The 20,761-nt window shown below is 50.3% G+C and carries 18 protein-coding genes; 4 read left to right on the plus strand and 14 right to left on the minus strand.

Annotated features, from left to right (window positions below; translation table 11 throughout):
- From BMW41_RS11115 to BMW41_RS11170, 11 genes are all read right to left on the minus strand, one after another.
- On the minus strand, positions 1–946 hold a 946-nt coding region (locus tag BMW41_RS11115), incomplete at its 3' end, for a DEAD/DEAH box helicase (RefSeq protein ID WP_143050862.1).
- 588 nt (positions 947–1,534) lie between these two features.
- Complete coding sequence (locus BMW41_RS11120; protein ID WP_074650148.1) at positions 1,535–2,128, minus strand: YcxB family protein; 594 nt, start codon at positions 2,126–2,128, stop codon at positions 1,535–1,537.
- Positions 2,129–2,164: 36 nt separating this feature from the next.
- Positions 2,165–2,989 (minus strand): HAD-IIA family hydrolase, encoded by an 825-nt coding sequence (locus BMW41_RS11125; protein ID WP_074650149.1) that lies wholly within the window; start codon positions 2,987–2,989, stop codon positions 2,165–2,167.
- 324 nt (positions 2,990–3,313) lie between these two features.
- The gene (gene dctP / locus BMW41_RS11130) at positions 3,314–4,387 is read right to left on the minus strand and encodes a TRAP transporter substrate-binding protein DctP (protein WP_074650150.1); all 1,074 of its coding nucleotides are present in this window, start codon (positions 4,385–4,387) and stop codon (positions 3,314–3,316) included.
- Positions 4,388–4,786: 399 nt separating this feature from the next.
- Entirely contained in the window at positions 4,787–6,439 is a 1,653-nt protein-coding gene (locus tag BMW41_RS11135) for a tetratricopeptide repeat-containing diguanylate cyclase (RefSeq protein WP_074650151.1), read from the minus strand.
- Between the two features lie 25 nt (positions 6,440–6,464).
- The gene (locus BMW41_RS11140) at positions 6,465–7,406 is read right to left on the minus strand and encodes a methyl-accepting chemotaxis protein (protein ID WP_074650152.1); all 942 of its coding nucleotides are present in this window, start codon (positions 7,404–7,406) and stop codon (positions 6,465–6,467) included.
- Between the two features lie 16 nt (positions 7,407–7,422).
- On the minus strand, positions 7,423–8,517 hold the full coding sequence (locus BMW41_RS11145; protein ID WP_074650153.1) for an FIST N-terminal domain-containing protein: 1,095 nt from the start codon (positions 8,515–8,517) through the stop codon (positions 7,423–7,425).
- A 698-nt stretch (positions 8,518–9,215) separates the two neighbouring features.
- On the minus strand, positions 9,216–10,235 hold the full coding sequence (locus tag BMW41_RS11155; RefSeq protein ID WP_074650155.1) for a GGGtGRT protein: 1,020 nt from the start codon (positions 10,233–10,235) through the stop codon (positions 9,216–9,218).
- Between the two features lie 17 nt (positions 10,236–10,252).
- Positions 10,253–10,945 carry an iron-sulfur cluster assembly scaffold protein gene (locus BMW41_RS11160; RefSeq protein WP_074650156.1) on the minus strand — a complete coding sequence of 231 codons (693 nt, stop codon included), beginning with the start codon at positions 10,943–10,945 and terminating at the stop codon, positions 10,253–10,255.
- Between the two features lie 152 nt (positions 10,946–11,097).
- Entirely contained in the window at positions 11,098–11,610 is a 513-nt protein-coding gene (locus tag BMW41_RS11165) for an NUDIX hydrolase (protein WP_074650157.1), read from the minus strand.
- Between the two features lie 185 nt (positions 11,611–11,795).
- Positions 11,796–12,338: a glutathione peroxidase gene (locus tag BMW41_RS11170; protein ID WP_074650158.1), complete on the minus strand. Its 543-nt coding sequence runs from the start codon at positions 12,336–12,338 to the stop codon at positions 11,796–11,798.
- Positions 12,339–12,660: 322 nt separating this feature from the next.
- On the opposite strand from BMW41_RS11170, the gene BMW41_RS15225 reads away from it, so the two are divergent.
- On the plus strand, positions 12,661–14,586 hold the full coding sequence (locus tag BMW41_RS15225) for a flagellin (RefSeq protein WP_074650159.1): 1,926 nt from the start codon (positions 12,661–12,663) through the stop codon (positions 14,584–14,586).
- A gap of 183 nt (positions 14,587–14,769) precedes the next feature.
- Here BMW41_RS15225 and BMW41_RS11180 read toward each other — a convergent pair whose 3' ends face one another.
- Both BMW41_RS11180 and BMW41_RS11185 read right to left on the minus strand, forming a co-directional pair.
- Complete coding sequence (locus tag BMW41_RS11180) at positions 14,770–16,164, minus strand: sodium-dependent transporter (protein ID WP_074650160.1); 1,395 nt, start codon at positions 16,162–16,164, stop codon at positions 14,770–14,772.
- Positions 16,165–16,548: 384 nt separating this feature from the next.
- Positions 16,549–16,980, minus strand: a complete 432-nt coding sequence (locus BMW41_RS11185; protein ID WP_074650161.1) for a MarR family winged helix-turn-helix transcriptional regulator — start codon at positions 16,978–16,980, stop codon at positions 16,549–16,551.
- A 241-nt stretch (positions 16,981–17,221) separates the two neighbouring features.
- On the opposite strand from BMW41_RS11185, the gene BMW41_RS11190 reads away from it, so the two are divergent.
- The 3 genes from BMW41_RS11190 to BMW41_RS11200 all read left to right on the plus strand — a co-directional run bounded on the left by BMW41_RS11190 (position 17,222) and on the right by BMW41_RS11200 (position 20,536).
- Entirely contained in the window at positions 17,222–18,529 is a 1,308-nt protein-coding gene (locus BMW41_RS11190; RefSeq protein ID WP_074650162.1) for a Na+/H+ antiporter NhaC family protein, read from the plus strand.
- A 352-nt stretch (positions 18,530–18,881) separates the two neighbouring features.
- Positions 18,882–19,718, plus strand: a complete 837-nt coding sequence (locus BMW41_RS11195; RefSeq protein WP_074650164.1) for a pyridoxamine kinase — start codon at positions 18,882–18,884, stop codon at positions 19,716–19,718.
- A 77-nt stretch (positions 19,719–19,795) separates the two neighbouring features.
- Complete coding sequence (locus BMW41_RS11200; RefSeq protein WP_074650163.1) at positions 19,796–20,536, plus strand: YggS family pyridoxal phosphate-dependent enzyme; 741 nt, start codon at positions 19,796–19,798, stop codon at positions 20,534–20,536.
- Positions 20,537–20,570: 34 nt separating this feature from the next.
- On the opposite strand, the gene BMW41_RS14770 is transcribed toward BMW41_RS11200, so the two are convergent.
- Positions 20,571–20,761 (minus strand): hypothetical protein (locus BMW41_RS14770; protein ID WP_207646886.1); only part of this gene is annotated, 191 nt, incomplete at its 5' end.

A 20,761-nucleotide genomic window follows, 5' to 3' on the forward strand; every position in this document is an offset into this window, starting at 1 on the left:
CATAGTTGAACACATGGCTGATCTTCGGAATATCCAGTCCCCGGGCCGCAACATCCGTTGCAACAAGAACATTGACCTTACCGGAACGGAAATGTTCCAGCGCACTCTGTCTCTGTCCCTGCGTCTTGTCGCCGTGAATCGACGTGGAATTGATGCCCAGCTTTTTCAGCTCGCGGACAAGCCGGTCCGCGCCCCGCTTGGTTCTGGTAAATACAATCGATCGGGTTACGTCGCTCCGGTCGAGGAACTCTTTCAGGATCAGCTTCTTGTTGTCCCTCTCCGTGAAGCAGATCTTCTGATCCACCGTCTCCGCCGGCGTGGATTCCGGAGCAACCTCGATCTCATCCGGATCCTGCAGAAGTTCTTCCGCAAGTTTACGGATCTCCTTCGGCATGGTTGCGGAAAACAGTGCTGTCTGCCGCTCTGCCGGAATCGCCTTCGCGATCTTACGGATATCACCGATGAACCCCATATCCAGCATCCGGTCCGCCTCATCCAAAACAAACATTTGAATGTCTGCAAGGGAAACGATGCCGCGTTCCATGTAATCCATCAGTCTTCCCGGCGTCGCCACCAGGATATCGCATCCTCTGCCGATCGCCGCGATCTGCGGCCCCTGTTTTGCGCCGCCGTACACCACCGCGGTGCGGAGCTTCAGGTATCGGCCGTACTTTTTGAAATTGTCGAAAATCTGGACTGCCAGTTCTCTGGTCGGGGTGAGTACCAGGGCCCGAATCATCCGGGAATCCCTGTTTCCAAGATTCTGAAGGATCGGAAGAGCGAATGCCGCCGTCTTACCGGTACCGGTCTGCGCACATGCGATCATGTCGCGTCCCTCCAGCATCAGCGGAATCGCCTTCTCCTGGATCGGTGACGGCTCCTTATAACCGGCTTTTGCGATCGCATTTTTGATTTCTTTCTTCAGATCCATTTCATTGAATGTCATTATAATTATCTCTCTTTCCTGCTGGAACGCAGCGAAAGCAGCACTCAAAAATCACAGTGCCCGGACACAGCCGTGCCCTATCTCATGCTGTTCTGCTTTTCTCATACGTCCCGTTTCCGGTTTCCGTTTCCGCATTCTATAACGCCGCTGGCTACATTTGCCCGCTTCCGGTCTGCATCATATGAGAAAAAAGAAGAGATTTCTTATAAATGTACAATCATATAACACAAGACAAATCCACTATGCTCGAATAAAAGCCTCTGCACGCTATTTCTCTAAGCGGCATAACCGCCAGGTGAAGTTTGAAAGTAAACTTTCAAACTTTGATTGACGGCTCAAATAGACAATCAAGCTTGTCTGCTTGAGCCTGGAGGACAAAAAATATGTGTCGCAAAGTGGATTTCCATGGCATACACTAATCGCGAAAAGTCTCGCTAAGTGCTCCACAAAAAATAAGCCAATCAGAACACGCCTGATCAGCTTATAATTAACTTAATAGAATGAAAAGACTTATTGGATCATAACACATCGGAATATAGAATGCAAACAAAACCGTGTCGTTTCTTGTACTCTTCCCGATACATGGATTTATCTCCGGTTATGAAGGCGTACCGCCAGTTCTTTCCCCGGAATCTTCGGCGTGTGAATCCGCTTTCCGGTTCCGGATTCAATCCGCTCGCGCCACTCTTTTTCCCGGTCGCCCAGCGCGCTTCTCGGCACGACCCATCCACCGCGCACATCACGGAAGATATAGTAATTGCCGGAATCTTCACCGACTGCCCGGATCTCTTCATAAGGAATCGGTCCTGCCTCCTTCCCATGATCCGGAAGAGCGAACACCGCAAATCCATCGCGATAGAATTCGAGCCTCGTCGACGGATATCCCTGTCCGGACGCCTCGATCGCACTGATCAGTTTGTTTGCCGAGTGATTGGCCGAAACATATTTTGCCGTCAGATGGCAGCCTCCCACCGCCATCAGGAGATAACTCCACCAGTTCGGCATGCTCACGGTACCGAAACCGATCAATGCCAGCGAAATCACCACCCGGAGCACCTGTTCCTTCCCCCGGAACAAGTCACACTGCATCCGCGCAAGTCCTGTCAGTGTTTCCCTGGTGTGTGTCATCTCCACCGCAATCAGTCCGTTTCTCTCATCACTTCCCAAAATCTTATTGCTCAAAATCCGATTCCTCTCTGTTTTACGCCGTTTATCCGGTCACGCATCTCTTCCTTCCAGAATTGCAGAAATTGCTCTTACATCCGACAGAACGTAAGATGGTTTCCTCTCGGTCTCCCGCACCATCTTCTCATCGGTCTCCCCGGAAAGCACAAGAACCGAGACAGTCTCCGCATTCTGTGCGACCGCAATGTCGGTGTAGAGGCGGTCTCCGACGCAGCAGATCCGGCTGTTGTCGATTCCCCGCTCTTTCGCGATCACATCCACGATGTTGCGGTTTGGTTTCCCGATATAAAAGGGTTCCACGCCGGAAGAAGCCGTCAGAAGTGCGCAGATACTTCCGCAGTCCGGCAGCACCTCATCGTGCGGCATCGGACATACCCAGTCCGGATTCGCCGCGATAAACGGCGCGCCCTTGCGAAGAAAATGAACTGCTCGCTCTATCTCACGGTAAACCAGTTCCGTATCAAAACCGACCACCACGACTTCCGCATTTTCATCATCAATCTGCGCGCCGTACCGCTCCAGTTCCCCGCGGAACGCCTTTGTTCCAACCACGCAGCATTTCTTTCCCGGATGGTTCTGCTGAAGGTAGAGTCCGGTCGCCATTCCGGATGTGAATACATTTTCCTTTTCACACGGAAAGCCAAGTCGTCTGAGCCGGCCGATGTAATCCGCTCCCGCCCGGGACGAATTGTTGGTCAGATAAATGTACTGTTTCCCCGTTCTCTCCAGTGTATGAATAAAATCCACGGCGCCTTCAAAAACATCATCTCCGAGATACAGCGTCCCGTCCATATCCAGAATGAACAGTTCGCATTCTTTCAGTTTCTCATAGTTCTCTTCTGTCTGTAATTCTGACATGATGACACCTCCGCATACTTTGGTATTATACCACATTCCGCCCTTCGTGCTTCATGTTCTTGCCCCCCGGCAATGTATCACATTCCGACCTTCGTGCTCCATGTTCTTGCCCCGTCAAATGTCCGTTCCTGCGGGCATGGCACCCGCCTGCCGGCCTTTTGAGGATTTCGCAGATTATGCGGATTTATGCGAAATTTTGAAAAAAAACAGAAACCGGTCAAACCCACCATGTTCATCCGGCTTCTGTCTCCTGCCTTCGCATATCACAAAGCGATTTCTCTTCCTTCCTGATGTGTATCATCATCCTGACCCCGAGTCCGGATATCATCTCTGCCGGAACGCCGCCAGTTTCTCATCCAGTTTCCGGTGAAGCTCCGGGTCTGCATGATACACCTCCACGATCCAGTCGTAAACCGGATCGCAGGCCGCTTCAAATGCATCATGTTCGACGTCATTCCATACAACTCCCTTTTCTTTCAGTTCATTGATCGTATTCGCCTCGTCAGCATCGCACGAGGTCTGTTCCCATTTTCCGCAGTCTGCCGCGCACTCATCGACAATTTTCCGGTATTTTTCCGGGATGGACTGATAGACGTCCTCCGGCATGAACAGCCACCTCGTCGCGATCAGATGATGTGTAGTCGCCACGTTTTTCACCAGTTCATACGGAGCCCCCGCACCGGCCAGCGTCGAAGTAGAACCTTCAAAGCCTTCCACTTCTCCGGAGGAAAGCGCTTCCAGACAGTCGGTAAACGACATCGGCTTCACCGTCGCTCCCATGGCTTCCAGCGTCTTTGCAAAAAGCGGAGAAGAGGTCGCTCTCATCTTCACTCCCTTCAGATCTTCCGGTTTTGTGATCTCCCGGTTGGTGATCAGATTGCGGAAGCCGAAGGAATAATGTGTATCCAGAACATGGATATTTTCTCCCGCCAGCTTCTCCCGAATCTCCTTCACCACATCCGAATCCATAATATAATTGTATTCTTCCGTGTTTTCATAGAGCATCGGTCCAATCAGAACCGCGCAGTCACCGACATACTCCGCAAACAGAGACGGTTCCTCCAGACCGATCCAGTTCTCCCCGTTGACAGCCTGTGTCACGGAATCCCCATAGCAGTCCAGCTGATTCTGCCCGTAATACGTCACCGATACATGGCCATCGGTCTTCTCCGTGATCTCTTTGGCCAGTTTTTCGGACGCCTTGTAATTCCATTCCGTCGGCTGAAAGACATTCGAAAACTTCAGGTCAATGTGATAGACCTCATCCGGATTCGTGATTGACGCTGACATCGCATTCGCCGACGCCTCCCCGCTCTTTCCCGCATCCGTTCTGCCGCAGACCGCGAGCAAAGAGACCGCAGCTGCCGTCAGTGCGATGGTAATACCGTTCTTCTTCATATGACATTCCCCCAAATCTGTTTGCCGCCTCGCTTCTGATGGTTCCCTCCCAACCTTCTTCCACGCTTCATTCCATTAAATTATAGGATTGCCTCATTCCAATCGCAAGTATATAGTGTGGTATTTTGTATTTTTTCTGTCTTTTTGGAATTCTCCTCTACCATCAGGAAATCTCCGCTCAAATCAAAGAAATCCGCGGTCCCCAAAAACTGCGTTCCGCTTATTCTGCCCTGCAGCGGAGTACCCACTCTCACGGAGCGTTTTTTGTGTGTCATAAGACAATCCGAAGAACTTTTCTATGACACAAAGAAGACTCCGGCTGTCTCGGCCAGAGTCCCCTTTTGTTGATATATATGTTAAGAGTTTTTCTATGGATCCATCTCAACGCGTTTCGCGCTTTTATTCTTCCTTCCGCTCCGCCAGACGGCCCTTCGAATCAATCGTGATCGGGGCAGCCCCTCCCAGTTCCATCTGATGATGAACCAGAATTCCACGTCCCGTTCCGTACTGCATCGCCTTCAGGAGAGCGAGATCTGCGCAGGATGTGTAATCCCAGATCTTGTTAAGTCCCTTCGGGACATGGGCGCAGATTCCGCAAGCCAGTGTAAACTCCGGAAGTTCCTGCTCCGCGGTTCTCATATGCAGTGCCTGTGAAATACTGCGGAGGCGATCCGTGATCTCATTGTCATTGAGCCCCTCGAACAGAACAACAAACTCTGCGCCGACATATCGTGCGACAAATGTCGTCTTCGAGTTGAAGCGTTTCAGAATGTTGCCCACTTCCACGAGACAGCGGTCACCGATAATGTATCCGTACAGATCATTGATCTTCTTGACATTGTCAATGGTGATCATTGCCAGTCCGAGATTCACATTCTTTCTGGTGCAGCGCTCGAAGAAACGGTCTGCCATATCATTGAAGGCTTTGCGGTTCGGAAGACCGGTCAGATCGTCCATCGCTTCGCGGACAACCAGCGCATTGATGACTTCATTTTCCAGTGCCTTCATAACTTCCAGGCTCAGGATCAGACTCATCGCTGCATTTGCCGTCTTATGGCAGGAATTTACGTACTCGCGAAAACGTTCCAGCTCCTCTGCCTTTTTCACATTCAGCCCGCATCTCTCATAATAATCCAGCTTCAGATTGGAAAGCTGGAGTTTATATCCGTGGAGATCCGTGTGATCCAGAAAGCTGTCCATTTTCACGACCAGACTGCGGAAATACGGGCGGTACTTCTCATCACTGCCCATCCGCTCCAGTGCAAAGAAGAATTCCCAGATATGCTTACCCTTGAAATTTCTTCCCATGAAATAGGAATTCAGCCGGTTGATATAGACGTCATCCCATCGGTGATTATCACTGAAGTCATTCCATAAAATGTGCGCGATGGAAATATAAGGCTCCAGACCGACATTATGGTTATCCGAAGCGATGGAGTCAATCTTTGCGACAATATCGCCGGCATTGGTCGCATCGCCGAACATAATGTAAATCTTCACCAGATTGGACAGATGCCTCGTAAATTTCTGAAGATACTTGTCATGCTGCTCGATCATCTTAAAAATACGATCGGTGGCAAGTTCATACTTCAGCGCCTGCTGATAATTGGCGATCTCGTAATAGATCATCGCATTCTCTTCATAGCTGTCGATCAGGATAGGAGCAAACTCTTCGTCCTTTTCGAGATTCTTTTCCGAGATCGTGATGGATTTAGCAAATGCCTGCATGGCATTCATCGGATTTCCCTGCCGGAGGAAGATATGGCCAAGCAGATTCAGGTATTTGCTCACTTCAAGCCATGCTTCCGATCCGGACGCATCTTTCAGCGCCCGGTCCAGAAAACGAATCGCTTCTGTACAGTTTCGAAGATTGAAATAATAATATGCAATATAGTAATCGCACAAACTGTGCAGCGTCTGGTCATCTCTGCGATTTGCTACGATGGCAACCTCATTGGCAATCCGGATCGTCGCCTCGAATGTCTCCGGCCGATAATCCTCCAACGTCGCTAACTTATGTCTGATATCTTCGCTGTAATTCGTTAAGTCCATATCCCCACCTGCAATCCGGCTTTTCTTAGCCCTGCTTCAGACTGTCAACCAACGGACTGATCTGCTCAATTACATTGTTCAGATCCTCGAATACATATCCCTTTTTCGTAATGTTGGTCATCATGTTGTCGATGTCGTTGCCGACGCGGTCGTAGTAAACACCGGAATCCACAACGCTTCCGACTACGCCGTCAATATCGCGGTCGCAGGCGTCGAATACTTCGATCATCTCACGGTTGCCCTGAGCAATATCGGTTGCAACATCATTGATGGAATCCACAACCGCATCGGTCTCATTGACCTGCTGCTGCGCACCGTCGATGGCGGTACGGGTATTCTCGATGGAATCCTTCAGTTTTCCGTTATTGTCATTCAGAACGTTCATGCTGGAGTTGATCGCCTCAACCAGGTCCTTGATATCCTTGGAAAGCTTGTTGACCTCGCCCGCAACAACCGCAAATCCGCGTCCTGCCTGACCGGCTCTTGCCGCCTCGATGGATGCGTTGATGGCAAGAAGGTTTGTCTGGCTCGCGATGGTGTTGATGGCTTCAACCTTCTTGGAAATATCCGCGAAGCTCTTCTGGAACTCTTCGAATACTTCTTCTACGGATTCGATGGTCTCGTATACGTCCTGGGACTTTGTTCTTACGAGATTCATGCTGTCATGGGAATCCTTGACCGTATTACTCATCTTTCCGATGATCTCCTCAAATCTGCCGGTGATGGTTCTCACACGGTTGAACTGATCGCGGAATCCTTCAACGGAATTGGAAATCTCCTGAGATCTCTCACGAACAATCTGGAATGCATCCTTGATCGTGTTCAGCTCATCCGATGTTCTCATCTCTTCCTGCTGAAGGAGGTTCTTCTGGCGGATCGCATACCGCGCTGCGCTCTTAAGCCCCTCGAAATCCGCGTGGGAAGAAACGGTGGTAACAACATTATCATTATTCTTACGCATAAACATAACTCTATATCTCCTCTCAGTCGAAAACTGCCATAACCATTGTCTGATTTACATGCTGCTTGTCAATCTGCTCACCGCCGCCAATGTTTCCGACGTAATTGCCGAGCTTGGACATATCGCCCAGGAAGCGGTTGTAATATCCGTTCTTCGTAAACAGAAGATAGCGATAAATACAGTTGACAGAGATTGCAAGAGAAATGTTCTTGAAATCCGCCTGAACCTGCTTGATCGTCTGCCGATTGATATCCTGATAATTCTGAAGCTCCAGGAAGTAGATCGTATCATTTTCGTTCAGTATCTTGAACAGCGTCATTCCGCCGTTACTGAGCATTGTCTTCTGTGAAGAAATGTAAATCTGGTCGCCGACCACGCGGCCCATCGGATTCTGAAGAACGTTGTCAATGATCCGCTCTTTCGGAATGCCGAGTTCCTCGGAATAAACTTCTGCAGCCGGACAGTGATCCAACTCAAACAGAGACTTTGTAGCCATATCAACCTTGGTAACCAGATGCGGTTTTCCGTCCGGAATGCGGTCGTAAATGTTCTCGCGGTAAACACGAACCTTTCCGGTCTCATTCTTGATTACCAGGAACGCGCAGGCATCTTCGTAGATCCGCCCGTTCACCGCAACCTGTCCGACCTCGCCTTCCGGATATCCGAAGACGCTTCCGCCGATCATGTGGATACCAGTCCCGTCCAGAGCAACGTTCAGTGTTGTGGTCAGACGCTCCTCATCGTTGGTGCAGTACTGAAGAACAAGGGTATTGTCCTTCTCACCGCCGACAGCGCGGATCGCCTCCTGAAGATTGCTGAGATCTCCCAGCGGAGCACTGGACAGTCTGGTGAGATATCCGGCGCAGCATGAAACGCCGTCGAGAAGCGCCGTTACGATCAGGTTATGATCCGATGACTGTCTGTTAAAGTAGTTAATTCCCGATGTTCCAATCGTCTGTGCATCCGGATATCTGCGCTGCAGAATTGCCGCAATCTCCGGAAGTCTTTCGTGATCTGTCATAATGATCAGACCAGCAGGATTCACAATTCCCCTGGTAGCCTCGTCGACAGCTTCTCTCACGTCAGAATTCGCGCTGTATCCAACTTTACTCTGCATTTATGCCTCCTGAAAAACTGTATGTTAACAATGCAATTCGGTTCTTAATGAAGAGTTTACAAATCGGATTTTTCCCGAATCACTCTCATCTCTAATATCATCGGCACAATCGGGAAAATTATTGATGATTTTTTTTGACAGCTGAAAAAAGATTTCTTTCTGTCATCCGCCGCGACGGATGTTGACCGCTGAAAATGGCTTTATTCTTTACAAATCCATGCTCATCCCGACGGATCATCACGAAAAGTTTTTCATACTGAAATCCCCCAAAAACTATCTCTACATTATCATTTTAAAAATTAAACTCACTCAAATCAAGAGCATTATTACAAGTTTTTTGTCCGATTCATATTTTGTCCTCCAGGCTCAAGCAGACAAGCTTGCTTGTCTATTTGAGCCGTCAATCAAAGCTTGAAAGCGTACTTCGGCTCCCCCATCCCGGAGGTATTGAGGGGAGCCTCCGCGTACTTTTCGTGCTGAAGCCGGTCTTTTCGAGCTTAGTGCGTGCCATGGAAATTCACTTAGCGAGGTTTTCTCGAGCTTAGTGAATTTGCTTACAGTGGCGTGCGCATCCTCGCGGAGCGTTTTTATTTCATAGGGAATTTCGGAGAAATTTCCTATGAAATAAAAACGAGGTCCCGACCCAAAAGCCGGAGACCTCATTTCTATACTTCACTATATGGAATGTCCTGTTCGCGTCAGAACTTTCCTGCGTCCGCTGCCTGCTGTACCGCTACCGCAACGGATACCGTCATACCAACCATCGGGTTGTTGCCCGCACCGATCAGACCCATCATCTCAACGTGCGCCGGAACGGAAGAAGAACCTGCGAACTGCGCGTCGCTGTGCATACGGCCCATGGTATCGGTCATACCGTAGGAAGCCGGGCCTGCTGCCATGTTATCCGGGTGAAGGGTACGGCCTGTGCCGCCGCCGGAAGCAACGGAGAAGTACTTCTTTCCTGCTTCCAGTCTCTCCTTCTTGTAAGTTCCTGCAACCGGGTGCTGGAATCTGGTCGGGTTCGTGGAGTTTCCGGTGATGGAGATATCCACGTTCTCGTGCCACATAATCGCAACACCTTCCTGAACATCATTTGCGCCGTAACAGTTAACCAGTGCTCTCGGGGACTTCGGATCCTTGGAGTAGCACTTGCGGAACACTTCCTTCAGTTCGCCGGTTGCGTAATCATACTGTGTCTCCACATAGGTAAATCCGTTGACACGGGAAATGATCTGCGCCGCATCTTTACCGAGCCCGTTCAGGATAACGCGAAGCGGTTTTTTACGAACCTTGTTTGCCTTCTCTGCGATACCGATTGCGCCCTCTGCAGCCGCGAAAGACTCATGGCCTGCGAGGAATGCGAAGCACTCGGTGTCCTCTTCCAGAAGCATCTTTCCGAGGTTTCCGTGTCCGAGCCCTACTTTTCTGCGGTCTGCAACAGAACCCGGAATACAGAATGCCTGAAGGCCCTCACCGATGGCCGCAGCAGCCTCGGAAGCCTGTCTGCAGTTCTTCTTGATTGCGATTGCCGCACCGACGGTATATGCCCATTTTGCGTTCTCAAAACAGATCGGCTGAATGTTCTCGATCATGCTGTATACGTCAAGGCCTGCCGCTTTGGTGATGTCAGCGCACTCTTCGATGGATCCGATACCGTACTCAGCAAGCTTTGCGAGAATCTGCTTTTCTCTTCTCTCGTATGATTCAAATAATGCCATCTCTTCGTCCTCCTCTGTCACTCTTTGCGCGGGTCAATGAAACGAACTGCATCCGCCACACGGCCGTACTGACCGGAAGCCTTCTTCAGTGCGGTCTCCGCGTCGTCGCCGGCTTTGATGAAGTCCATCATCTTACCGAAGTTTACAAACTTGTAGCCGATGATCTCATCATTCTCATCGAGTGCGAGGTCGGTGATATATCCGTCCGTCAGTTCAAGCCAGCGCGGTCCCTTCTTCAGAGTTCCGTAGGTTGTTCCGATCATGGAACGTGTTCCCTTTCCAAGATCCTCCAGGCCGGCACCGATCTGAAGTCCGCCCTCGGAGAACGCACTCTGGCTGCGGCCGTAAACGATCTGAAGGAACAGCTCTCTCATAGCTGTGTTAATGGCATCACAGACAAGGTCGGTGTTCAGCGCCTCCATAACAGTGAGTCCCGGAAGGATTTCCGAAGCCATCGCTGCAGAATGCGTCATACCGGAACATCCGATGGTCTCAACCAGCGCTTCCTGAATCACACCATCTTTCACGTTCAGGGAAAGCTTGCAGCAGCCCTGCTGCGGAGCACACCAGCCGATACCATGTGTATAACCGGAAATGTCCTTGACTTCTTTCGCCTGAACCCACTTTGCCTCCTCCGGAATCGGAGCGGCACCGTGGTGCACTCCCTGTGTAACAGGGCACATATTGGATACTTCTGTGGAATAGATCATATTCACCCTCCTGAAATACCTGAGACGGCATTGTCGAAAAAATGCCGATCAAACATTGCTCTTTTCTATACAAAGATGCTTATAATATCATCCATCATCGCTAAAATGTTGTCAAGTAAAAAGAGTGCCCTGGGCGAAACTCTGGACGAAACTCACTCAAAAATCCGCTTAATGCTGTCATAGTGAAGGAAACTGCCATCTTCCGCGATTTGGCGGATCTCTTCTGCCGACGCGATCCGGAAGTCCTCCGCCTCCGCCTCCTGAATGTGCACATCTGTCTCATCGAAATCCAGCACAATGCGGTAGATATCCAAAAAGTAATTGTCGCCCTCACCCGGGTTCTCTCTTTTATAGGTAAAGACATAGCGGATATCCGCCCCGGAAAGATCCAGTCCCGTCTCTTCCTCGACCTCTCTGCGGACCGCATCCTCGGAGCTTTCTCCCGCCTGAACGCCGCCGCCGGAGATCTCCCACCAGCCCGGTGCCCATGCTTTATCCATCTTTCGTTTCGTAATCAGGTACTTTCCGTCCGGCCGGCACACCGCGCCGAGAACCGTCAGATGATACTCACCTTCTTTGAGAATCCAGTCGTTCCGTCTCATCCTGCGTCCGGTTCTCTCTTTGCTGCTGTCATAGATATCCCAGAATTCTTCCTTGTGTGCCATCGGACCTTCCTCCATGAAAAAGTATAATAAATAATTATACTTTATCGTGTTATCAAAGTAAAGTTTCTATTAAACAAACGGAGAGGAAGGGTTCGCGTCCGTGCAAACCATCCCTCTCCGCTGTTCTGTTATCCTGTGATAATGATGTCTCCTTCTTTACCGGAGAATCCCGAATCGTTTTATTTTTACAGAAGTGATACCGCGCACTTTTCCACTTCCGCCATATCTGCGGTCGGCTCAAATCGTGCAACTACATTGCCCTGACGGTCAATGATGAACTTTGTAAAATTCCACTTGATATCCGGATTGCTCATATATCCCGGTGCGACTTTCGCCAGAAGGCCGTTCATCATATCCGCTGCCTTGCCTTCTCCGAAACCTTTGAATCCCTGCTGGTCCTTCAGGAACTTGAAGAGCTCCAGCTGATTCTCGCCGTTGACATCAGACTTTTTCATCTGCGGGAACTGTGTGTTGTAATGAAGCTGGCAGAACTCGTGAATCTCCTCATCGGTACCCGGTGTCTGTCCCATGAACTGGTTGCACGGAATGTCCAGAATCTCCAGTCCCTTCTCGTGATACTCCTCATACATCTTCTCAAGCGGTTCATAATGCGGTGTAAAGCCGCAGCCGGTTGCCGTATTGACTACGATCACAACCTTGCCCTCAAACTGCTTCATGGAAACATCCTCGCCCTGTGCATTCTTTACCGAATAATCATAAAATCCCATATTGTCCTCCTTCCGGCCCGTTAAAGGGCTCGCTCTGCAGTTTTGTTTTTTGTATTGTTGCAAATTTAATTGTGTGCAATTTGTTATATCCACATGGTAGCATACCCGATTTCAAAATGCAAGAAAAACTTTTTACGATTTCTCAAGCTATTTCAAAGGTATTCGGCAGTTCCTCCGGCAGATCCTTCGGCATTTTCTCTGTCACAGTGTTTTTCCTTTTAAAATTTCCAAATCAGTCGATTAAATATGTATGGCATAACTAATTATTTTTATTGTTTTTGAATATTATTTATAATAGAAGATAATTAAAGGAGTATGCTCTATGCAGATTCAACATAACCTGCCGGCAAAGAATTCCTACCGGAATCTGGTCAAAAACCGAAAAGGGATGGCCGAAAATCTTGAGAAACTCTCCTCCGGATTTCGTATCAACAGGGCAGCCGATGATGCGTCGGGCCTTGCCATCAGTGAGGATATGCGTGAACGCATCCGGGGTCTCGATCAGGGTCTGAACAATATTGACGACGGAATCTCCTTTATTGAAACGGCAGACGGAGCGATGGACGAAGTTACCAAAATGTTGCAGCGCATCAATAAGCTCTCGATTCAGGCCGTAAACGGAACCTACCACGATGACGCCCGCGAGGATATCCAGCTCGAGATCAATGAACTGAAGAAGGAGATTCAGCGCATTTCCGAGGAAACGACGTTTAATGATATCCCTGTTTTTCAGAGCAAAATCGAGGAGCCCAAAGAAGTCGTAATAAAATCCTACACTCACCAACTGCCTTCCTGGCTGAAAGACCAGTGTTCCGCTCAAATGGCAGCCGGAAATGTCACGGATGGCGGATACACTCAGGATTCCACACCGTATTTTGTCAGGGAGGTATCCTCCACGCCCGCAACATATGAATATTACGGTCCGGATGAAAAATACGCAGGTGACAGCAGCTACACCTATCTCGGTCAGTGGACGCCGGAACTGAACGATAACCTCAGCGCCGTAATCGACTTCAGCGGCCTCATCACCAAATACGACGGTTCCGGAACCGCAACCGCCCAGGATCTGTACCGGGATATCTACTCCCTGCTTGGTACAAGTATTGCCGCCGCATGCGCAACCTGCATGGATTCAAGAGTGGCGCATCCGATCTTCTACGGCGTTGCCTTTTACGGAAGTGCCGTCGATCCGGACAGCGGACTGGTACGGGAATACAGCAAAGATGACATGAGGTATTCCACAACTTTTTATGCAAGCAATAATGTTTCAGTTACCGGAAATACCATTGATCTCGGTAAACTCACCCTGTCCGATGACAGTGACACGACCATACTCGGTTACCTGGATTACCTGAAAAGCAGTAATGCGGATCCGGCAACCCTCGCCGATGCGGCAAAGACCATTGCCAATCGGCTTTACGAGAAAACCTACGAGAAGCTTTCCGATTATGTGAAGGCAACCGACCACTATAACCGGCTTCTGAACATGAATACGGACGGCGAAACGCCTGCCTTTGCAATCTATGATTACCGAGACAACACAAGTCTTTCGCCGGCTCCTTCCTCCGTCCAGCTCTTTACCTCCACCTCCGGAAAATATAAGGAGTATCCGGATAACCGGTCTGATCTCGGAAAACTCTGGATACAATGCAGCAGCGTACAGGATGATCGCGTCGCCATTGATCAGGTTAATCTTGGCCTCCGTGCGCTTGGGATTGAGGATTATGACATCACACGCTATGAAGCCACCAGCACCCCCGTTTATTCACCGGAAAGTGTGGCGGCGCAGAACGACCCAAACAATTATGTGGAAACCGTTCATAAGTATACGCACCCTGTAATCGTCGGAACCACAACCAACAGCAACGGGGAAACCATCAATATCACAGAACCCCGGGAGAACTCATATACCACCAGAGATTATGTCGGTCCTCCGCTCACCATAACCGGGTATTCTGAAACAAAAACCTATGCACCGAGCAGCATATCCGATATTACCGATGCCATCGACAAAGTATCCGGTTACCGGGCCATACTTGGCGCAAAGCAAAACCGTCTTGAGCATTCGCGGAGCAATGATGAAATCATGAATGAAAACATCACTGCTTCCGAATCCCGGATCCGGGATACCGATATGGCAAAAGAAATTGCAGCATTTACTAAAAACAATATTCTCTCTGAAGCGGCTCAGGCCATGCTCTCTCAGGCCAATCAAACCGGACAGGGGGTACTGTCTCTACTCCGGTAGTCTTCCAAATCCGGCAGGAGGGCTCCTGCTCGGTTTTGCAGGCTGACACTTCACGCTTTGTGTTCTTTCGACCGGAGAATACCAAAGCGGGCCGACGCACCATCGCTGATGCGTCAGCCCGCTTCTTTTTGCGTTTATCCAGTATAGCGGTCAAAGCCGCTTTCATCACTTCTGTATTAGGTTTTACAGTGTCAGCAGTCCGAATGCGCTTGCCACAGAACTTGCGAGAATGATCGCCGTGAACAGCGGAGCGACATAACGGATGCAGATATGGAAAATCGGCTTTCTCTTAAATTCAGAGGACTGCTCGATCTCCGCATCCAGCCTGACCAGAGTGATAACCTTCACAATCAGCACGCAGTTGCAGAATGCTGCGATCGGCATCATCACGGAATTGGTCAGGAAATCAAAGAAATCAAGAATCTGCATTCCGATGATGGTAAAGGAACTCCAGATGCTGTATCCGAAAGTGGACAGTGTTCCGAGACCGATAATGACAACACCCATCATAATGGATGCTTTCTTGCGGTCCCAGCCAAGCTCATCCTCGAATGTGGATACCGCACTCTCCGTGAGTGCAATCGCACTGGTCAGCGCTGCAAACAGAACCAGCAGGAAGAACATGATTCCGCCGAGTCTTCCGAGTCCCATGCTGGCAAATACCTGTGGAAGCGTGATAAACATCAGGGACGGACCTGCTTTCAGTGTGTTCGGATCGCCGCCGTTGAAGGCAAATACCGCCGGAATGATCATCAGACCTGCAAGGATCGCAATTCCGGTATCGAAGATCTCAACCTGGGTGGTGGATTTCTCCACGTCCAGTTCATTTTTCATATAGGAACCGAAGGTTACCAGAATTCCCATCGCAATGGAGAGGGAGTAGAACATCTGTCCCATCGCGGAGACAACCGTCATCCAGGAGAAATGCTCAAAATTCGGAACCAGGAAGTACTTTACGCCTTCCATCGCGCCCGGTCTGGTCACGGAATAGGCCGCAACGAAAATCGCCAGAATGACGAGAAGCGGCATCATTGCCTTCGATACACGCTCGATTCCGTTCTGAACGCCCATATAGATGGTAACGATGTTGGCCAGAGAGAAGAGCACAAAGAAGAGCTCCACCGGCGCCGCCTGCGTAATGAATCCTCCGAAATATCCGTCTGCCGCAACCGCCTGTGTGTTGCCGATCACATACTCAAAAAGATACTTCAGAACCCATCCGCCGATAACCGAATAATACGGAACGATCAGAATCGGGATGATCGCATTGATCCAGCCGCCGAATTTCAGGAAACCGGTCTTGCCGAAATGCTGATACGCGCCCACCGGGCTCTTTTTTGTCATACGTCCCAGCGCGGTCTCCGCCATGATCATGGTGTATCCGAATGTAAGCATCAGAATCAGGTAGACCAACAGAAAAATGCCGCCGCCGTATTTTGCCGCGAGATACGGAAATCTCCAAATATTTCCCAGTCCAACCGCAGAACCTGCGGCTGAAAGAACAAAGCCCAGTCTTCCCGAGAAGGTGCTTCTGCCAGGTCCCTGGTAGAGCGGTTGTACGTTTTTCTTGTCTGCCATGATATTTTCCTCACCTTAATATTGAATATTTTGTAACACGATTGAATGGATTGTATCACTCCCATCATCTTTTGGCAATAGTTTCTATGAAAATTCATTATATCTGTCCATGAAAGAAAATATACACGGCACTTTGTGCCCCCTCTTTCTACCCACGGCGCGCGCATCCTCGCGGAGCTTTTTTGGACACAGGAATTTCAGTAAAATGACCGAATTCCCCCAAAAATAGAAAAACAGAACCGCATTTCACGGTTCTGTCCCCTATTCCAACAGTTTTCGATTATCTTTCCCCGTTTTTTCTCCGGATCACGAACCGGAGCGCTTTGGTGCGCTGCAAGCTACCCGGCCGTGATTCCCCTTGTCCGGTCACAGTCCCGGGTCTTCTCAGGAATTCAGCACCTGAAGAATCTTCTCCGTAATCCTCAGATACTCGGCTGCATCCTCCTCGCCGAGTTCGTCCAGAATTTCCGCACGCTTGGCAATATTGCGCTTATTGATTTTCTCGATGTGTTTTTTTCCGGCCGTTGTGATGGTCACCAGAACCTTGCGCCCGTCATTCACATCCGTAGACCGGGAAACAAATTTTTTCTGCTCCAGAGTACGGAGAATGTTCGCAATCCGTCCGGAAGTCAGCGAAAGCTTCTTAGCCAGATCTCCGGAATACAGCGGGGTCCCGATGCGATAAAGCCACATCAGAACACAGTCCTCTCCTTTTACCGAGAATTCTTCCTGAAGTCGGCTGAAACCGTTTTCATATTCAAAATCCAAAGTGTAGAGCTTTTCCGCAATCTCTTTAATGTCCATAATTTTTTCCATAATTATAATTATCCCCGAGTCACTTAACGGCCGCTTTCAGACACGTTTTTTCTATAGCTAAGTCTATTCCGGGCGCCGCCTTTTGTCAACTTATTGTGCTTAAAATTAACTCATTTTTTCATTATACATAATGAGTTCGTATTCTGCTCGTATCGGATTGTTATTACCTTGACGCATGAAAGCGTTAAACTTATAATGATTTTGTATGTCCAAAAACAGACACACGGGAGGAATCTACCATATGAATGAACGCAGACCGAATGCAGCGGCCCTGCTGCCGATTCTCGTATTCCTGGTCATCTATCTGGGAAACGGAATCTATTTTGAATACATCTCTCCGGCTCCGGGCGGCATGGGATTTTACATCATGTCCGTTGTAGTTGCATTTTCCATCGCTCTTTTCACCGCCTTCTTTCAGAACCGGAAGCTGACCTTTGACGAAAAAATCCACGTCTGTGCCACCGGCATCGGCGATGACAACATCACGATCATGCTCTTCATTTTCCTGATGGCCGGGGCTTTCAGCGGCATTGCCCAGAAAGCGGGCGGCGCCTCCAGCGCGGCTGGGCTTCTTCTCAGCATTCTGCCGGGAAAAATGGCGATTCCGGGGCTTTTTGTCATCTCCTGCCTGATCTCCATGGCCATGGGAACCAGTGTCGGAACCATCACGGTTCTTGTTCCCATCGCAGCGGCAGTCGCGCAAAATGCCGGATACAACCTTGCATTCTGCACCGCCACCGTCGTCGGCGGCGCCATGTTCGGCGATAATCTGTCGTTTATCTCCGACACCACCATCGCCGCGACCAAAACGCAGGGTGTCGCCATGAAGGATAAGTTCCGCACCAATTTCCGGATCGCATTCCCGGCCGCAGTGATCACCCTGATTCTCCTTCTGATCCGGGCACTGCAGGACGGAGAAGGCATCATCGATCACTACGACTTCTCCACCTCGGAGGCGCTTCCGTACTTTATCGTTCTGCTGCTCTCCATTCTGGGAATCAATGTGTTCCTCGTACTGAGCATCGGTATCCTGCTGTTCCTCGCTGCCGGCATGTACAGCGGCTCGCTCACCATTTCAACCGCAGTTGCCGCGATGGGAACCGGAACCTCCGGCATGTTTGAGACCATGATTGTCACCATCCTTGTGGCGAGCATTGCGGCGCTGATGAAGGAAGACGGCGGTTTTGACGCCATTCTCGAATTCATCCGGACCCATTTCGACTCCAGGAAAGGCGGAATGTTCGGCATCGGTCTTCTGACCATTCTGATGGACATCGCAACCGCCAATAACACCGTAGCCATCGTCATCGCGGCACCGATCGCCAAGCGCATCAGCACCGAATACGATATCGAGCCGCAGAAGACCGCATCCCTCCTCGACACCTGCTCCTGCGTCGCGCAGGGAATCATCCCTTACGGCGCACAGCTTCTGATCGCAGCCGGCCTTGCGGGAATTCCGGGAATCAGCATTCTCCCGTATCTCTACTATCCGTATCTTCTGGCGGCCATGGTAATTATTTCCATCGTCACCGACCGGAAGAGGGGCTGAGTCCGATCCGACCGGATCTCGATCTCAGACCGGACCTCGATCCCAAAACGGATCAGCCATACCGAAACAACCACACCGGAACACTCGTATTTTGCGGGTGTTCCTTTTTTTTCGCGACCGACCAGCCAAAATCTGTGCTTGCACGAAGCCTTGGCGACTGCCGCTAAACTCATCCTTTGTTCGGTTCCGCCCACAGCATCCTGTCCGTTTCAATCTGGTTATATATAATTATCTCAAACTGTTTCTATTCATATGTTCAGTTTCATGCAAAGATAGAGAAGATCCGTGTCATCCTTTTGACATGTCAGAGAAAAACATCCATAATACAGATATTACAGAAAGAAGGGTTTTCATGAAACGAATCGTCACCATTCAGGATATCTCCTGCGTTGGAAAATGCTCTCTCACAGTGGCACTGCCGGTCATCTCCGCAATGGGCGTGGAGACTGCGATTCTTCCGACCGCCGTCCTGTCCACCCATACCCAGTTCAGCGGATTCACGGTAAAAGATCTTCAGGATCAGATCGAACCGATCTCGGCTCACTGGAAAAAAGAAGCCTTCCACTTCGACGCCATTTACACCGGCTATCTTGCCTCCGCAGAGCAGATCCGTCTGGTGGCTGATTTCTTTGATGACTTCCGCTCCGACGATACCCTTCTCTTCGTCGATCCGGCGATGGCCGACAACGGCAGGCTCTACGCTGGCTTCCCGGATGACTTTCCAAAGGCAATGGCCGAGCTGTGCGGAAAAGCCGACATCATTGTTCCGAATCTGACCGAGGCCTGCTTCATGACCGGCATGGAATATAAGACCGAGTATGATGCAGCCTACATTCGGGAGGTTCTTCAAAAGCTCGCCGCTCTCGGCACAAAGAAAGCAGTGGTTCTGACCGGCTGCACCGCGGATCCGGGCATGACCGGCGTTTCGGGGCTGAAGGTCGAAACCGGCGAATTCTTCGGCTTCTCCCATGAAAAGCTGTCCGCAAGCTATCACGGCACCGGGGACATTTTCTCCAGCGCGACCGTCGGCGGCCTCATGCGCGGAAAGACACTGGAAGAATCTCTCAAAATCGCGGCGCGCTTTACGGTTGCTTCCATCCGCGAAACCATCGAACATGATCCGGAAAAGACCTATGGCGTCGACTTTGAGGCCGTCATCCCGGAGCTGATCGCCGATCTGAACGCTTAAAACTGCCGAACGCCGGGTCCGGAGCGTATGTTGAACAACGCTGCGGAAAAATGATCGCATAACAAAAAGGAGAAATCATGACACCAGAGAAAACAGAAGGCGTAGAACTCACGCCGGAGGAAATCCGTGAAAACCTGGACTGTATCGAAGAAAATGTGAAAAGAGCCTGCCAACGCACCGGCCGTGATCCCCAGGAAGTCACCATCTGTGCGGTCAGCAAGCTGAAGCCGGTGGAAGATATCCGCGCAGCCATGTCCGCAGGACAGAAACTCTTCGGAGAAAACTATGTCCAGGAAATCCAGCAGAAATACGAAATTCTGGGAAATGAAGCGGAATGGCACATGATCGGCCATCTCCAGCGCAACAAGGTCAAATACATCATTGATAAGGTAACGCTGATCCACTCCGTCGACAGCCTGCCGCTGGCAGAACAGATCGAGAAAGAGGCGGCTAAACACGGCAAAGTGATGGACGTTCTTCTGGAAGTCAATATCGCCGGCGAGGAATCCAAATGGGGCTTTACAGCGGAAGAGACGGAGGAAGCGGCCAAAACCATCGGCACACTCCCTCATGTCCGGGTTCGCGGTCTCATGACCTCTGCGCCGTACACGGAAGACGCGGAGACCAACCGGGTTCATTTCCGCAATTTAAGGCGGCTCTTCGATCAGCTGAAAAACGACTCCTTCCCGGGGGTTGAACCGGAAATCCTCTCCATGGGCATGACCGGCGACTATGTGGTCGCGGTAGAGGAAGGTTCTACCATGGTCCGCGTCGGAACCGGAATCTTCGGCGCAAGAGACTACTCAAAGAAAAACTGATCTGATGCAGGCGGGGCCTTGGCGAGTTAGTGGTTCACTTGCTTTTTTTGCCGAATCTTCCGTCTGTCTTTCCGGCGTTTTTCCGATCCGGTCTTGCGCTGCTCTTTCTCTGCGTTTCGCCGGTCCTGCCGAACGACGTTCCCGATCCCGGAGCATTCTTTTTCCCAAACCGTACGTCTCCTTTTTGCCCTGTCGGACGGGATGTCTCTTTGCGCCCTGCCGGAC

Origin of the sequence: [Clostridium] aminophilum (assembly GCF_900101295.1) — a bacterium.
Classification (GTDB): Bacteria; Bacillota; Clostridia; order Lachnospirales; family Lachnospiraceae; genus Clostridium_R; species Clostridium_R aminophilum_A.

What these genes read in the sequence shown, in the direction of transcription:
- BMW41_RS11170 (WP_074650158.1), bottom strand. Translation starts at nt 12,338, where the DNA reads ATGGGATTTTATGATTATTCGGTAAAGAATGCACAGGGCGAGGATGTT.
- BMW41_RS11185 (WP_074650161.1), bottom strand. Translation starts at nt 16,980, where the DNA reads ATGGAAAAAATTATGGACATTAAAGAGATTGCGGAAAAGCTCTACACT.
- BMW41_RS11165 (WP_074650157.1), bottom strand. Translation starts at nt 11,610, where the DNA reads ATGGCACACAAGGAAGAATTCTGGGATATCTATGACAGCAGCAAAGAG.
- BMW41_RS11145 (WP_074650153.1), bottom strand. Translation starts at nt 8,517, where the DNA reads ATGCAGAGTAAAGTTGGATACAGCGCGAATTCTGACGTGAGAGAAGCT.
- BMW41_RS11155 (WP_074650155.1), bottom strand. Translation starts at nt 10,235, where the DNA reads ATGGCATTATTTGAATCATACGAGAGAAGAGAAAAGCAGATTCTCGCA.
- dctP (WP_074650150.1), bottom strand. Translation starts at nt 4,387, where the DNA reads ATGAAGAAGAACGGTATTACCATCGCACTGACGGCAGCTGCGGTCTCT.
- BMW41_RS11125 (WP_074650149.1), bottom strand. Translation starts at nt 2,989, where the DNA reads ATGTCAGAATTACAGACAGAAGAGAACTATGAGAAACTGAAAGAATGC.
- BMW41_RS11135 (WP_074650151.1), bottom strand. Translation starts at nt 6,439, where the DNA reads ATGGACTTAACGAATTACAGCGAAGATATCAGACATAAGTTAGCGACG.
- BMW41_RS11200 (WP_074650163.1), top strand. Translation starts at nt 19,796, where the DNA reads ATGACACCAGAGAAAACAGAAGGCGTAGAACTCACGCCGGAGGAAATC.
- BMW41_RS11160 (WP_074650156.1), bottom strand. Translation starts at nt 10,945, where the DNA reads ATGATCTATTCCACAGAAGTATCCAATATGTGCCCTGTTACACAGGGA.
- BMW41_RS11195 (WP_074650164.1), top strand. Translation starts at nt 18,882, where the DNA reads ATGAAACGAATCGTCACCATTCAGGATATCTCCTGCGTTGGAAAATGC.
- BMW41_RS11140 (WP_074650152.1), bottom strand. Translation starts at nt 7,406, where the DNA reads ATGTTTATGCGTAAGAATAATGATAATGTTGTTACCACCGTTTCTTCC.
- BMW41_RS15225 (WP_074650159.1), top strand. Translation starts at nt 12,661, where the DNA reads ATGCAGATTCAACATAACCTGCCGGCAAAGAATTCCTACCGGAATCTG.
- BMW41_RS11190 (WP_074650162.1), top strand. Translation starts at nt 17,222, where the DNA reads ATGAATGAACGCAGACCGAATGCAGCGGCCCTGCTGCCGATTCTCGTA.
- BMW41_RS11180 (WP_074650160.1), bottom strand. Translation starts at nt 16,164, where the DNA reads ATGGCAGACAAGAAAAACGTACAACCGCTCTACCAGGGACCTGGCAGA.